The sequence below is a fragment of the Limnospira sp. PMC 289.06 genome, from assembly GCF_032350395.1.
Lineage (GTDB): Bacteria > Cyanobacteriota > Cyanobacteriia > Cyanobacteriales > Microcoleaceae > Limnospira > Limnospira platensis.
In genome coordinates this window covers 95,302-110,841 of sequence record NZ_JARPLC010000003.1, presented here as the reverse complement: position 1 = coordinate 110,841, position 15,540 = coordinate 95,302, and the positions used below count along the sequence as shown (strand labels likewise).

Below are 15,540 nucleotides of genomic sequence, written 5' to 3'. Positions count from 1 at the left end.
AGTGGTCGCCTCTGGTAGTAGGTTCTACTTCACGCCTTCCGTTCCCCGCTTCAGTCCTGGGGTTATGATTCCCAAAACTGGGGGTGGCTATCGCCGTTACTCTCAACGCAATTGTTAAGAAATCGTTAAGATTCCCGATTTTGCGTTTTGACCTTGAGTTCCCTGCCTTGTTTTGTATATTTATATACCAAACTTTGGGACATATAAACATTTATGGGGATGCTCAGAGGCGAGCCTCTTATATTCAACCAAGGGGCTGAAGTCGCCATCAGGCGGTTATTTCGGGTGTTTCTACCCTATTTAATGCCTGAACGTCCCGCACTGTATATCGATTATATCAACTTAGTCCGCTGAAAAGCGATCGCCTAAGCGGTTACGTTCCATCAACTCAGTGATCTCAGACCTAGGTAATTCTGGCGGGTGCGGAAACTCCTGGTTTTCCTGAGAATACTCGCAGGCGATCGCCTCGGGGTAGGGTCTAACAGGTTTTGGTTTCCTAGGTCTAATAGTATTGGGTACATCAAACCCCTGAGCCGGTGGAGTTTGATTAACAGAAACTGGGGGAAGTTCCACAGTCGGACGGGGAACCTTCACAACTTGAGTATCAATAACAGGTTCTGGGTCAGCCACAGTCGCCATTGTGGTATCAATAGCAGGTTCTGGGTCAGCCACAGTCACAGAAGCGACCGTCGAGAAAGTATAAAAAATCCTACCATCATCTGTTACCTCAAACTCAGCCGCAAATTCCAGCGCCTTTTGGTCGAGATAAGCCTGAACTTGGGGACCGGGAAGCTGAGTAGCCAAAGCCAGGTCCAAAGGGGTGATCCGTCCTTGATGTTCCCGGATTAAAGCATAAAAAGCCGTATCGAGGCGTTGTTGTAGGCGGCGGGACTGGTAGGAGTAGTATCGCCATAGCATCCAGCCACCGACCCCAGAGGCGATCGCCAATAGCCAAGGAAAAGCCGTCCGCATGAGAAACAGTAAAAAAGCCACCGCCAGCAATAGAGATAAATACTCTCCGCCGCCGGGAGAATGGGGACTTGATTTTGGGGAAATCTGATTTTCGCTCATTCAAATAATGATTAAAGTTATGTTACATTTTTTATGAGAGGAGAGAACACTGGGTCTGCTATCCTCAGCACTTGGTGAAATTTCAGCATCTGCGTTCAGGCCTCCTAGGACTGAACCGAGAGGCATTCAACCAATCCCCGATCTTCTCAAGTAGCGAGATATAAATCACCCGTTGGGTTCAAGGTTAGCACTGCCATATAATTGACAGAGACCTTTAACCAAACTAAACGGGAAAGTCTGGCTAGTCTGGTGTATTGACCCATATGAGCGTTAGAGTTCAGACCTAACAACCAAGGCAGCAATTAATATTTTAGGAATCCTAGCTTCATGTTCTCAAAGGAAATCACCGAATCAAAAACCTACAAGTGGTTTGACGAAAGGCTAGATGTCCAAGCGATATCCGACGACATCACTAGCAAATACGTCCCTCCCCACGTAAATATCTTCTACTGTCTGGGTGGGATCACCCTAGTTTGCTTCTTAATCCAGTTTGCTACTGGGTTTGCGATGACCTTCTATTATAAGCCGACCGTCGCCGAAGCATTTACCTCTGTTCAGTACATCATGACAGAAGTAAGTTTCGGTTGGCTGATTCGCTCTATCCATCGCTGGTCTGCCAGTATGATGGTATTAATGATGATCCTGCACGTTTTCCGGGTTTACCTAACTGGCGGTTTCAAAAAGCCACGGGAACTCACCTGGGTAACAGGGGTAGTTATGGCAGTGATCACAGTTTCCTTTGGCGTAACTGGATATTCTCTTCCCTGGGATCAAATCGGCTATTGGGCGGTTAAAATTGTATCTGGAGTTCCCGAAGCTATCCCCATTGTAGGTTCAACTATTGTTGAATTGATGCGCGGTGGTGCTGCGGTAGGACAACCCACTCTCAGCCGTTTCTACAGCCTGCATACCTTCGTTTTACCCTGGTTGATTGCAGTATTCATGTTGCTGCACTTCCTGATGATCCGTAAACAAGGTATTTCAGGCCCCCTCTAAACTCTGCCTAAATCTTAAACCATCAGATGGGAGTAGCTTTTGCTACCCCGATGGTGGCAGAGCCGAATCATAATACTAAGGAGAGCGATCGCACCATGTCAATCATGAAAAAGCCGGATCTTAGTGATCCAGTCTTGAGAGCAAAAATTGCTAAAGGTATGGGCCATAACTACTATGGTGAACCAGCTTGGCCCAATGACTTGCTGTATATTTTCCCGGTGGTTATCGTGGGAACCTTTGCCCTAATCGTTGGTTTGGCAGTCCTTGACCCTGCTATGGTAGGAGAACCTGCCGATCCGTTTGCGACTCCCCTGGAAATTCTGCCAGAGTGGTACTTCTGGCCGGTGTTCCAAATTCTGCGGGTAGTCCCGAACAAATTGTTAGGGGTGTTAATGATGTCTTCCATTCCGGTAGGTCTATTGGTGGTTCCTTTCATTGAAAATGTCAATAAGTTTCAGAACCCCTTCCGCCGTCCTGTCGCTACAGCAATATTCCTATTTGGAACTTTTGTTACCCTCTGGCTAGGTATTGGCGCAACCTTCCCCATTGACAAGTCTTTCACTTTGGGCTTGTTCTAGTATAATGACACCAGAAATCGGGTTTCTTAGGCAATTGAGGCGAAGGTGTCCAATATTGTCTGGGAAGCTCGGTTTAGTTTTGATGAGGTTCAGAGTTATCGGGAGGGAAAGGTTATCGCTGAAGGGTCAAAAAAAATAACAGGTGCGATCGCCATTAGTATAATCTGGCTAATAGGAGCCATTAGCGATCGCCTTTGGTTTATCTTTGATCGGTCTGTACCCGCCTGGGACCCCGCCTATTACCTAACAGGAAGCCTGATCTATCGCCGCGCCTTCGAGGACCCCCAATGGTTTTCTGGTCAATGGTGGGATTATATCTGGAACCTGTCAGCCAAAATCCCCCCCCTAGTATATATTCTCACCATTCCCTTTCAAAATATATGGGATCCTAGTCCAGACACTGCCAACCTAGTGCATCTGCTTTTTAGTGCCATATTACTAGGGTCTGTGTACGGTATCGGATGCCAACTTTTTAACCGCCAAGTAGCTTTATGGGCGGCGGGTTTATGCTTATTACTCCCGGCATTATATTTATATCGTTTTGAATATCTCCTAGATTATCCCGTCACGGCCAGTGTCGCCTTCTGTTTTTTCCTGCTGACTATGTGGCGCAAATGTGAACAACCGCGTTATCAGTGGTTATGGGCGATCGCCGTAGGAATATCCGTAGGACTGGCATTTTTAGTCAAACAAACCACCGCCCTATTTTTGTTTGTTCCCCTGTTGTGGGTAACGGTGGGAACCCTAAAAAGACGGGACTGGGGAAGGTTTTTTCAAATGGCGATCGCTGGCTTGCTGTCTGTGTTAGTCTTCGGTCCGTGGCTGTCAAATACCTGGCTGTTAATGATCACATCAGTACAACGGGCCACTATATACGCCGCGCGCGCCGAAGGAGATCCTCCCTTAACCGACCCCGAAGCCTGGACCTACTATCTAAGTCTCCTCCCGGACCATGTGTCCTGGCCGTTATTATTAGTTCCCATTGTCGGTTTTTTACTTTACCTAATTCGGTGGCGCAGCCTTCCCCCAGACACCCCGAAATCTAGTTTCGCCTGGTTAGGAGTCTTTCTCATTGGGGGATATTTACTCTGTTCTCTCAACCCCAATAAAGACTTTCGCTACAATTTCGCCCTATTACCCATGCTCTCAATTGTATTAGCTTGGGGACTCACCCTCTGGCCGAAATGGTGGGGGGTGAGAGTGCGTTGGGGAACTTTAGCCCTAGCTGTGTTGTTAATGATCTTAACTCTGTGGCCCGTGGGTGGAGTTCCCGGTCAACAATTCCGCAGCTTGCTAAGTCCCGGAAATACCCGCCACGCCGAAATAGGCGTTAACTGGCCTCACCCAGAAATTATATCAACCATTTTGGCAGCCGAACCCTACCTACAGAATACCATCGGGGTTTTGCCTTCCACGGAAAATATCAATCAGCATAATATCGACTACTATGGCGCAATTAAAGATTTTCAGGTCTACGGTCGCCAGGTGGGTATTGCTTATGACGAAGTTTCTCAAGATGCTGGTTCCCTTTGTTGGTTTATCACCAAAACGGGAGATCAGGGTTCTGTCGATCGCATTAAAGAAGCCCAAGCCTTGATGGTAACGGCGATCGCCCAAGGTCCTCAATTCCCAGTTTATCGTAATTGGCTCCTACCAGATGGTAGCACTTTAAACCTCCATCGTTGCACCCCCTCACCCGTGGAAGTTTCCCCCCGCGCCGATATTTCTGAGGTCGTGAATTTAGAGGCGGTAATTGTTCCTGAAAGCACCCCCCCAGGGACTCCCATTCCCATTACCTACATTTGGTCAGGTCCCCCACAACAGCTTGAGTCGGGTTTGGTGTTATTAACTTGGACTGGATCAGATGATGACAATAATACCCAATGGTTCCACGATCGCGCCATAGGTTCAGGACGGCTAGAATTACCAGAAGACACAGCCACAGGGTTCGAGGTGGTTGAACGCATGGCTATGCTGCCGCCACCGGATGCTACACCGGGCAATTATACCCTGCAAGCCACCTATTTAAGCCGAGAAACCGGGGAAACCTATGCGATCGCCTCCCCCCCCATTACCCTCACCATTGACCCTAATGCAGCCCCCTCACCCGCCCCAGAATTGGATTTAATTACCCAACTTCAACAACTCGCCCTAAAACTTCCCCAGGGTATACAGGGACTGGAGGTAATTTTTAATGAAATTCGTCGCATTAACCAATATGATCCTGTCCAGGACTATACCAAACAGGCCCAAAAAACCCTAGCCTATAGGTTAAACCAAGAACCGGATAATTTAAACCTAGCATATAGCCTAGCTTTAGCTTCCGTGTTAGAACAGGATGTAAATGGAGCGATCGCTGCTTTAGAAACAGTCACCAAACTCGATCCTAATAACCCCTTCGCCCATGGTTATCTCGCCTTTGTACACCTATATAATTTTAACGCTAGAGCTGCCGAAATTGCCCTAAAACCTGCCTTAGAGTTAAGCCCTGAACAACCAGAGTTTTTAGTATTACGGGGGGTTTCTGCCCTGTTACAAGGGCGCTTTATGCAAGCCAAACAGGACTTACAAGCATTAAGTTTAATTAATAATTGATAATTAATAATTATTAATTGTAGGGGCGCGCCTCCGCTGTCAATTCTCCATCCCCACAACCATCTTAATAAACCCGCCCCACCTGCTGTCAATTCTCCATTCCCACGACGATATTAATAAACCCGCCCCACCGTTTCGACTGAGAAACCGGGTTTCTTGACCACCATATGGGTGGTGCGTCAGATGAACAAAATTTGCCGTTGACCCGATAGGTTATCCCTCTGACGCACCCTACGATATGTGTAATAATTAATCATTGTAGGGGCGCGCCTCCCCTGTCAATTCTCCATTCCCACGACGATATTAATAAACCCGCCCCACCGTTTCGACTGAGAAACCGGGTTTCTTGACCACCATATGGGTGGTGCGTCAGATGAACAAAATTTGCCGTTGACCCGATAGGTTATCCCTCTGACGCACCCTACGATATGTGTAATAATTAATCATTGTAGGGGCGCGCCTCCCCTGTCAATTCTCCATTCCCACGACGATATTAATAAACCCGCCCCACCGTTTCGACTGAGAAACCGGGTTTCTTGACCACCATATGGGTGGTGCGTCAGATGAACAAAATTTGCCGTTGACCCGATAGGTTATCCCTCTGACGCACCCTACGATATGTGTAATAATTAATCATTGTAGGGGCGCGCCTCCCCTGTCAATTCTCCATTCCCACGACGATATTAATAAACCCGCCCCACCGTTTCGACTGAGAAACCGGGTTTCTTGACCACCATATGGGTGGTGCGTCAGATGAACAAAATTTGCCGTTGACCCGATAGGTTATCCCTCTGACGCACCCTACGATATGTGTAATAATTAGTAATTGATAATTACTTACTATTTGAATTGGCTGTAGCGCACTAGACAAAAACTAAAGGTTTATCCTTTAAGGGGCTAAAGGCTTCAGCGTCGAAGCGGTAGAGGGTGGCGGGTCGTCCTGCGCCGCGAGAGGTTTTGATACCTGTGTCAGACAGAAAGCCTAGCTTGAGTAAACGGGCGCGAAAATTGGAATAGTCCGAGAAACCCTCACCTAAAACTGTTAGATAAAATTGGTATAATTCCCCTAGGGTAAAGAGTTCTGGCAGTACATCAAAAGCTACTGGACTGTATTCTAACTTATTACGCAGGCGACGATATCCATATTCTAAAATCTGATTATGGTCAAATGCTAGAGATGGTACTTCTTCTATGGGATACCAAGCTACCCCGGTTGATTGATTAGGAATTAGTTGGGCTTCCTCAAATCTAACTAGGGCAAAATAACTCACAGATAGGTAACGAACATTATAACTCCCTGCACTTTCTCGCGGATCGCGATGGGGTCCGCCAAAACTATAAAGCTGTTCTAAATAAAGGTTTTCTACCTTGATTTTTTCATCTAAAATCCGATAAGCTGCATCTTCTAAAGATTCCCCTTGACGCACTAAGGTCCCCGGAAGACTCCAACGATCGCAAAAAGGTTGCTGTTGTCGCATTACCAATAATACCAACAGGCGATGAGCAGCGGTATCAATGGAAAAAATAATATTATCCACTCCTACCTTAAAGTCAGCGAGGGGGTGGCTAGTCGATGGTTGTGGGGGATTTCCTGCCATATTCAGGACTGCTGGCCAGAACTAGATTGATATAAATTTTGGCGGGCGATATAATCAGCCACCGCCGCCGGAATGGGATGGGGATCACCTGCTTGGCGAAAATCAGTGGAGGAAACAGGTAAACCCTGCCAATTGGCGATCGCCACTTTTCCCCCTAACTCCCGCAGTTTTGCCAAATCGGAGTCTTCAATGTCGTAGCCTGGTCGGGGAACCACTAATAAGTTAACCTCACCCAACAGATCATTAATTTTATACCAACGGGGTATCTGTGATACCAAATCTGAGCCGATAACTAGGGTAAAGTGATCATTAAGCCAAGATTTCCGAGCCTGGTGGACGGTTTCAATGGTGCGGCGACTGCTAAGTTCTGGTTTGAGCAAAATATTATTTCGGGGTGGATAAATTGAGTTAATCAACACAAATAGCATGGCTTGTCGATGGTCCAGGGAAGCCCCATGAGACTTAAAAGGGTTATCAGCAGCCCAGACTAAAACGCGATCGAATTTCTGAGCTAGTTGAGTTAGAATAGACTGGTGGCCTTCTGTGGGAGGATCGGCGCTGGTTCCAAACAAGGCAATTCTGCTCATCGATTAATGCTCATCACTGGGTTTATTATCCCTATATACGGGGAAACTCGCAACAATAATCATCATCCTTCCGTAACCAGAACAGTCAGCATTGTAGTCCAAAATAACAATTCACAAAATACCCCTTATGGCTAAAGAATTGGCGATTGAAACCCGGGGACTAACCAAACAATTTGACCGCCATATAGCAGTTCATGACCTTGACCTACAGGTGGCGGCGGGGGAAGTTTACGGATTGATTGGCCCTAATGGGGCGGGAAAAACTACCCTACTGCAGATGCTGGCGACTGCAGAAGAACCCTCAACCGGAGAGATTTATATTCACGGAGAAAGGCTATTACGCGATCGCACTAATCCCACTTTAAAGCAGTATATTGGCTATCTCCCTGATGATTTTCCCCTCTATGATGATCTGACAGTTGAGGATTATCTCGACTATTTCGCTGGATTATATTATCTCCGAGAACCTAAGCGATCGCAACGGATTTATGAAGTTTTAGAATTAGTGGATCTTACCCATAAACGCCATAGCCTAATTGCTACCCTGTCTCGGGGGATGAAACAAAGGTTAAGTTTAGGGCGGACAGTAATTCATCAACCCCTCTTGCTGTTGCTTGATGAACCCGTTTCCGGGTTAGACCCCATCGCCCGCCAACAGTTTCGCGACATCATTAAAACCCTCCGAGAAGCCGGAATGACAATTCTCATTTCTTCCCATGTTCTCAGCGATTTAGAGGATTTTTGTACATCTATCGGTATTATGGAACTTGGCTATTTAGTCGAGAGTACATCTTTAGCCGAACTCTATCAGCGCCTGAGTAATCAACAAATTTTCATTTCCACTCTCGGACCTGTTAATCCCTTAGTTACACATTTAAAAAATTGTGCCAATATAGAAGAGTGGGAAGTAATTCCCGAAACTCAACAGATACGGGTGCAGTTTACCGGTGATTTAGAAACACAAGCCCTTTTATTGCGATCGCTCATAGATGCAGGTTTACCTATTACCCAATTTTATCCCACCCAGGAGAATTTAGAATCAATTTTCTTGAAATTGGGACATAAACAGGCATCTTAAAACCGCTCACAATTAACCAACTATTCTTGACTTCAGGTAATGATTATGATACCTAATTTGATGGCATCTGTAGCTAACTGGAATCCCCAGTTAATTCGAGAATTAAAAGGCAGACTCAAACCTCGCAACATTACCTTAGTTAGTAGTGTTTCTCTCCTCAGCCAAGCACTGCTGATCTTCTTCTTTTATGCTCAATTACCCACCGAAAAAAGTCCCTATGGTCGATATGTCCTAGACTCTAAACAGTTACCCATAGTCATTGAATGGCAAACCTGGTGGAATGATATATTTATGACCCTGAATTGGATTTTACCCATGGCTTTAATGTTGGGTGGCGTGTATATGCTCATTCAAGATTTGGCCCTAGAGGAAAAGCGCGGCACCCTCAATTTTATCCGCCTCAGTCCTCAACCAGGTCGGGATATTTTAGCCGGAAAGCTAATGGGTGTTCCCATTTTACTATACCTAGGATTATCTTTAGCTTTACCATTGCAGATTGTCGTGGCTATTAACGCACAAATACCCATGGGATTACTGTTATTACAATACGGGGTATTTGCTATTGTCGCCATGAGTTTATTTAGCCTATCTCTGCTATTACCTTTAGTAGGATTTGCCGCCGGGTGGCTAGGAGCATTAATCGCTGTATTTATAGTCTTTCCCAGCTTACAATTTTTTCAATTAATCTTTGGTGTAGCCCGATTAGCAAACGATAACCCAAATGCTTGGCAAGATTTTAATAATCGCTGGGATTTATGGATTAAATGGTTTAATATTCCGGTTAGCTATAATATAGCTGCCTGGTATGGATTTATGAGCCTAAGTTTAGTGATTTTAATGGTGGGGACTTGGCAAGTTTTAAACCGCCGATTCAGTGACCCCGCTACCACATTACTCAGCAAAAAACAGAGTTATTTAGCAGTATTTAGCCTCAACATATTTTTACTGGGTTTTGTCACTCCTATCCGGTCTACATCATGGCAGGACTTAGGAACATTTTTCCTATATGGGCTAATTCCCTGGTGCTTATTGTTGGCGATCGCCGCCTTATCTCCTCAGCGTCAACCCTTGCAAGATTGGGCGCGTTATCGTCGAGAGTCTACCCGTAATCACCTCAAAAATCGCCAACTATTCCAGGATTTACTCTGGGCAGAAAAAAGCCCCAATATGTTAGCAATATTCGCTAATATCATGATCACAATTGTCCTGTGGACTCCCTGGATTTTGACCGCGAAATTTAAATTTAATTCTTACCAATCTCATCAAAATTGGCAGGTTATTTTTAGCTTGGTTCTCCTGGGTGGTTTAATTCTAATTTGTGCAACTGTAGCGCAGTTAATTCTACTCAATAAAATCATCAAACCGCAACTTTGGGCGGGAGGAATTATTCTCGCTATCCTGGTATTTCCTTTCATTTCCATAGTGCTTATGGCAATAGAACCCCACCAATATCCCCTGCCATTTTTGCTGTCTTTTATGCCTTGGGCTACTTTAGAATCAGCACAATTTATCGACTTTTTCCTGGCTATAGCTATCCAATGGACTGGCTTATTCTTACTGAATGTGAAGCTACATAAAAACTTGCTCAAAGCCGGAGAATCTCAATCTAAAGCCTTGCTAACTAACAGGTAGATTGACCTAGAGTTTTTCTAACTCAGATTTTCTAACTCAGGGTGATTGATAGCGATCGCCCTGTATTTATCTAATCGCCAAACGGTGTTATGGGATACAATTGTCATAATTTGTGGCTGTCATAATGGTGGATTACACACCCGACAGTAGACCTAGACCCTCCCCTGGGAGTCCACAATTCCTGAAATATGAAACCTAGAATTATCGTTTGCAATTTAGGACGCACTGGCTACAAAATTTTTTGTCTGTTGAGACAACAAGGAGCTATTGTTGTAGGGGTGAATGAGCAACCCGTCAAAGGTGAAGGATCAGATGTAGTTGTCGGTAGTTTTCGCGCCGCCTCTACCCTGTTAGCCGCTGGTATTCAAAGCGCCCATGCCCTCGTACTGGCTGGTAATGATGATGCTACCAATCTAGCAATTTTAATGCAAGCGAGGATTCTCAATCCCCAAATCCGAATTATTAGCCGTCTGTTTAATACTAATTTAGGACAAAGCCTCGATCGCATTTTACCAGATCATACTACCATGAGCGTCTCCGCCCTAGCCGCTCCCGTGTTTACCTTTGCCGCTTTGGGAAGTCGTGCTATTGGTCAACTGCGACTATTTAACCAAACCTGGCCAATTCATGAAGAATTTATCGATCCTGAACATCCTTGGGTCGGTAAAAGCCTCCATGACCTATGGTGCGATCGCGATCGAATGCTGATCTATTACATTCCTAATAATAGCCACTTAGATCTAGTTTCAGCAGTTATTGAGGGACAAAAACTTGATGTAGGCGATCGCCTAATTATTGCCACTAAACCCAGTATCCGCACCCAGCGTTTCAGCCTCTATCAAAGGGGGATGAAATTCATCAACAGCCTAAAAAAGTTTCAACAGCATGGCAAAAAAGCCCTTTTAATAACCCTGGTGTTAATGCTGACAATTTTCTTGGCTACCCTAACTTATGTAAGCATTAACTTAGATAATTCCCTAGTTGACTCCCTATATTTTTCAGTAGGAATGATTACCGGGGCTGGTGGTAATGAAAAAGTCGCAGAAAATGCCCCTGATAGCATTAAAATCTTCACCGCCATAATGATGCTAGTAGGTGCCGGGGTAATTGGTGTCTGTTACGCCTTACTTAATGACTTTGTACTAGGAACCAGGTTAACTGAATATCTCAACGCTACACGGGTTCCACAACGCAACCATTATATAATCTGTGGTTTGGGTGGCATTGGTGTTCTAATTGCTGAACAACTACACCGCAGCGGCTATGAGGTAGTGGTCATTGATCGCGATCCTAACTGTCGCTTTATCAGTACAGTGCGATCGCTTAGAATACCCTTTGTCGAAGGTGATGCTTCCCTGTCGTCTGTCTTAGACAGCGTCAATGTTCGACAAGCAGAAGCCCTCCTCGCCGTCACCAGTGACGACACCGCCAACCTAGAAATAGCCCTCAGCGCCAGGGCTATAGCACCCCACCTGCGGATGATAGTTCGTAACCAAGACCCTCAATTTGGGTTAATGGTTCAGCAGGTATTTGATTTTGAGACCGTTTTGAGTCCCACAGAAATTGCTACGCCCGCCTTTGCGGCAGCGGCGATCGGCGGTAGAATTTTAGGCAATGGCATCACCGCTGATAGTCTTTGGGTCGCCCTAGCTACCCTCATCACCGCTAACCATCCCTTTTGCGGACAAAGGGTGAGAGATGTCGCCACCAGAGTTGATTTTGTCCCCCTGTACATCGAAACCAACAGCCAAACTATACATAGTTGGAAGTTATTAGACTCCCTGCTAAATCCTGGAGATGTTCTTTATTTGACCCTTCCCGCGCACCGTCTCCAACAACTTTGGCATCCTCTATCTATTAACCGTCTCCCCGGGAATTTGAGCCCAACCGAAAAAGCCACCAGCGACAGATAACTTATCCCTGATGTCTGCAATGTTTTCCTGCTAACCGTTTCAGGTTTTCAACTCTACTATAGAATTTGTGACAAAAATCTCTTAGTCCGTTCTTCTTGAGGATTGTTGAAAAACTCCTCTGGAGTCCCTTCTTCCACCAACAGACCATCTGACATCAAAACAACGCGATCGGCTACTTCTCGCGCAAATCCTACCTCATGGGTGACACAAACCATCGTCATCCCCTCACTAGCCAAAGTCCGCATCGCATCCAATACTTCCCGCACCATTTCCGGGTCGAGGGCGGACGTAGGTTCATCAAATAACATAATTTTCGGTTGCATAGCTAGGGCGCGGGCGATCGCCACCCGTTGCTGCTGACCCCCAGAAAGCTGACCCGGATACTTTTTCGCCTGTTCCAGAATACCAACCCTTTCCAAAAGTTGCATAGCCACCTCCTCAGCCTTAGCTTTCGGCCATCGCCTCACCCAGATCGGTGCTAGGGTGACATTTTGCAGGATGGTTAAATGGGGGAATAGGTTAAACTGCTGGAACACCATTCCCACTTCCCGACGAATTTCCTCAATATTTTTCAAATCATGGGAAAGCGTGATCCCGTCAATAACAATACTCCCTTCCTGAAATTCCTCCAAAGCGTTAAATGTCCGAATAAACGTAGATTTTCCCGAACCACTCGGACCCATGATCACCACCACCTCACCCCGTCTCACCGTTAGGCTGACACCTCGGAGAACATGGAAGTTATTACCATACCACTTATGGACATCCTGAGCGATAATGACAGCATCAGAAACGGGTGTTTGCGAGTCTTGGGGCGGACCGGCTTGTGTCTGTGTCATTTTAGGTACAATTCAAGTCATATTAAATTTTACCGTCGATTATACCTGAAATCTGCCCGGACTGCCCGACACAGATTTTTTCGTTTTTACTTGCGATCGCCCCCTTTATATCGCTAAGATAGAGTGTTTGGGTTAAAAAAGTTATGAGGAACCATTATGTCAAAGCGAACTCAAGTCGTTCTCACTAAGGATGTTAGCAAATTAGGACGGGAAGGCGATTTAGTAGAAGTAGCCCCCGGTTATGCGCGCAACTATTTGCTACCCTATAGTTTCGCAGTCCGCGCCACTCCCGGTATTCTCAGACAGGTCGAACGCCGCCGGGAAGAAGAACGTCAACGGTTGATTGAACTTAAACAACAAGCCCAATCCCGCAAAACCGCCCTGGAAACCATCGGTCGGTTTACCATTGCTAAACAAGTCGGCGAAAATGAGGCTATCTTTGGAACCGTCACCACCAGCGAACTAGCCGAAGCCATTCAGAAGGCTACAGGTCAAGAAGTAGATCGCCGTGGTATCACCTTACCTGATATTAACAAAATTGGTTTCTATAAGGCTGAGATCAAACTCCATCCTGAAGTTACCGCCACCGTGGAAATCCATGTAGTTGCTGAGTAGCTATCTGCTACCATAGAACTATCCTGGGGCGCAAGCCAGACGCGCCCCCGCTTCCGCTAATTAATAACTGTTAAACAGCCACTATCTACTATCTACCGTCTACAATATCCTAATTATGGCTGAGAGTCTGCCGATATCGCCGTTAAGCAACGATCGCAACCCTCCCCAAAATATTGAGGCGGAGGAAGCCATTTTAGGTGGCATACTTCTTGACCCGGAAGCTATTAGTCGCGTCGCCGACATCCTCAAACCAGAACATTTTGCCATTAGCGCCCATCAAAGTATTTATCGGGCTACCCTAACCCTTCATTTACAGGGAAAACCCACAGATTTAATGACCGTTACTACCTGGTTAGCAGATCATAATCAATTAGATGCTGCTGGCGGTCAGATGAAGTTAGCCGAATTAGTCGATCGCACTATTTCCGCTGTTAATATTGACCAGTATTCTTTATTGGTCATAGATAAGTTTTTGCGCCGTCAGTTAATCCAAGCTGGTCAGGAAGTCGCCCAGTTAGGCTATCAGACTAACATGGAATTAGAAAAGGTTTTAGACCAAGCCGAACAGCGGATTTTTGGGGTAACACAAATTAAACCAAAACCCGATTTATTGTCAATTTCAGAAACCTTAATTGAGACATTTCAGGGCATTGAAGAACGCTCCGAAGGATTAGCATTACCAGGTATTGAATGCGGTTTTTATGACTTAGATGCCATGACCGGAGGCTTTCAACGGTCGGATTTAATTATTGTAGCTGGTCGTCCCTCTATGGGAAAAACCAGTTTTGCTATTTCGATCGCCCATAGTATTGCTAAAAAACACAATTTACCAATTGCCGTTTTTAGCCTAGAAATGTCTAAGGAACAGTTAGTTCAACGACTGTTATCTAGTGAAGCCAGAATTGAAAGTAATCGACTGCGATCGGGACGCATTAGCCAAGCTGAATGGGAACCCCTCACTCAGGCGATCGGAACCCTATCAGAATTGCCAATTTTTATTGATGATACTCCCAACCTTACAGTTACCGAAATGCGCTCAAAAACCCGCCAGCTACAGTCTAAACAAGGTGGTAACTTAGGGTTGGTTTTAATTGATTATTTGCAGTTAATGGAAGGTGCTAACCCTGATAACCGAGTCCAGGAATTATCTCGCATTACGCGATCGCTTAAAGGTTTAGCTAGGGAACTAAATCTGCCAGTAATCACCCTCTCCCAATTAAGTCGAGGCGTTGAATCACGCACCAATAAACGTCCCATGATGTCCGATTTAAGAGAGTCTGGTTGTTTATCAGGGGATAGTTTAGTCACCCTAGTAGATAGTCGTTTACCAGTTCCCATTCGAGAATTAGTTGGCAAATCTGACTTTTCAGTTTTAGCTGTAAATCCAGACACTCAAAAGTTAGAAAAAGCCACAGTTCAGCGAGTTTTTGCCACCGGAGTTAAGCCAACTTTTCATTTAAAAACTCGTTTAGGAGGTACTATACAAGCCACCGCTAATCATCAATTTTTTACCCTCAAAGGTTGGGAACGTTTAGATAAATTGACTACGGGTTGTCAAATCGCTTGTACCGCCGAAACTAATATTTATTGGGATGAAATTTCTGCCATTGAACCCGCTACAGAAACCGATGTATATGATTTAACAGTTCCCGGTTTACATAATTTTGTAGCTAATAATATCATCGTCCACAACTCCATTGAGCAGGATGCCGATATAGTAATTATGCTATATCGAGATGATTACTACAACCCAGATTCACCAGATCGCGGTCTAACCGAAATTATTATCACCAAACACCGCAACGGACCCACAGGAACTATCAAGCTACTTTTTGACCCTCAATATACAACCTTCCGTAATCTCGCCAGAGGCAGATAATTCTTACTTTTAATTATTCCCTGTTATCCATTATCCATTATCCATTATCCTGTAGGGGCGGGTTCCACTGTCAATGAAATATCCCACCAGTAAGATTACTAAACCCGCCCCACCCCACCTGGTTAATAATTAATAATTAATAATTAATTATTAATTCGC

12 protein-coding genes are annotated in these 15,540 nt (G+C 45.4%); 8 read left to right on the top strand and 4 right to left on the bottom strand.

Annotated features, from left to right (window positions below):
• Nucleotides 1-342: 342 nt before the first annotated feature.
• Nucleotides 343-1,071, bottom strand: coding sequence for a hypothetical protein (locus P5674_RS01660; protein ID WP_014276839.1), 729 nt, complete (start codon nt 1,069-1,071; stop codon nt 343-345).
• A 327-nt stretch (nt 1,072-1,398) separates the two neighbouring features.
• Here P5674_RS01660 and petB point away from each other — a divergent pair, with 327 nt between their 5' ends.
• From petB to P5674_RS01645, 3 genes are all read left to right on the top strand, one after another.
• Nucleotides 1,399-2,067 (top strand): cytochrome b6, encoded by a 669-nt coding sequence (petB, locus tag P5674_RS01655; RefSeq protein WP_006616443.1) that lies wholly within the window; start codon nt 1,399-1,401, stop codon nt 2,065-2,067.
• Nucleotides 2,068-2,162: 95 nt separating this feature from the next.
• A complete protein-coding gene (gene petD / locus P5674_RS01650) occupies nt 2,163-2,645 on the top strand; it encodes a cytochrome b6-f complex subunit IV (protein ID WP_014276838.1) in 483 nt (160 codons plus the stop codon).
• Nucleotides 2,646-2,690: 45 nt separating this feature from the next.
• Nucleotides 2,691-5,240: a glycosyltransferase family 39 protein gene (locus P5674_RS01645; RefSeq protein WP_014276837.1), complete on the top strand. Its 2,550-nt coding sequence runs from the start codon at nt 2,691-2,693 to the stop codon at nt 5,238-5,240.
• A gap of 863 nt (nt 5,241-6,103) precedes the next feature.
• Here the strand turns inward: P5674_RS01645 and P5674_RS01640 are convergent.
• Both P5674_RS01640 and P5674_RS01635 read right to left on the bottom strand, forming a co-directional pair.
• Complete coding sequence (locus P5674_RS01640) at nt 6,104-6,838, bottom strand: NUDIX hydrolase (RefSeq protein ID WP_006616567.1); 735 nt, start codon at nt 6,836-6,838, stop codon at nt 6,104-6,106.
• A 2-nt stretch (nt 6,839-6,840) separates the two neighbouring features.
• Nucleotides 6,841-7,425 carry a nicotinate-nucleotide adenylyltransferase gene (locus P5674_RS01635; protein ID WP_014276836.1) on the bottom strand — a complete coding sequence of 195 codons (585 nt, stop codon included), beginning with the start codon at nt 7,423-7,425 and terminating at the stop codon, nt 6,841-6,843.
• A gap of 127 nt (nt 7,426-7,552) precedes the next feature.
• Here P5674_RS01635 and P5674_RS01630 point away from each other — a divergent pair, with 127 nt between their 5' ends.
• From P5674_RS01630 to P5674_RS01620, 3 genes are all read left to right on the top strand, one after another.
• A complete protein-coding gene (locus P5674_RS01630) occupies nt 7,553-8,503 on the top strand; it encodes an ABC transporter ATP-binding protein (RefSeq protein WP_014276835.1) in 951 nt (316 codons plus the stop codon).
• Nucleotides 8,504-8,548: 45 nt separating this feature from the next.
• A complete protein-coding gene (locus P5674_RS01625) occupies nt 8,549-10,135 on the top strand; it encodes a hypothetical protein (RefSeq protein WP_014276834.1) in 1,587 nt (528 codons plus the stop codon).
• A 188-nt stretch (nt 10,136-10,323) separates the two neighbouring features.
• On the top strand, nt 10,324-12,048 hold the full coding sequence (locus P5674_RS01620) for a potassium channel family protein (protein WP_014276833.1): 1,725 nt from the start codon (nt 10,324-10,326) through the stop codon (nt 12,046-12,048).
• Between the two features lie 56 nt (nt 12,049-12,104).
• On the opposite strand, the gene P5674_RS01615 is transcribed toward P5674_RS01620, so the two are convergent.
• A complete protein-coding gene (locus P5674_RS01615) occupies nt 12,105-12,887 on the bottom strand; it encodes an amino acid ABC transporter ATP-binding protein (RefSeq protein ID WP_006616437.1) in 783 nt (260 codons plus the stop codon).
• Nucleotides 12,888-13,043: 156 nt separating this feature from the next.
• On the opposite strand from P5674_RS01615, the gene rplI reads away from it, so the two are divergent.
• Complete coding sequence (gene rplI, locus P5674_RS01610) at nt 13,044-13,502, top strand: 50S ribosomal protein L9 (protein WP_006616436.1); 459 nt, start codon at nt 13,044-13,046, stop codon at nt 13,500-13,502.
• A 115-nt stretch (nt 13,503-13,617) separates the two neighbouring features.
• Nucleotides 13,618-15,381, top strand: coding sequence for a replicative DNA helicase (gene dnaB / locus P5674_RS01605; protein ID WP_006616435.1), 1,764 nt, complete (start codon nt 13,618-13,620; stop codon nt 15,379-15,381).
• Nucleotides 15,382-15,540: the final 159 nt, after the last annotated feature.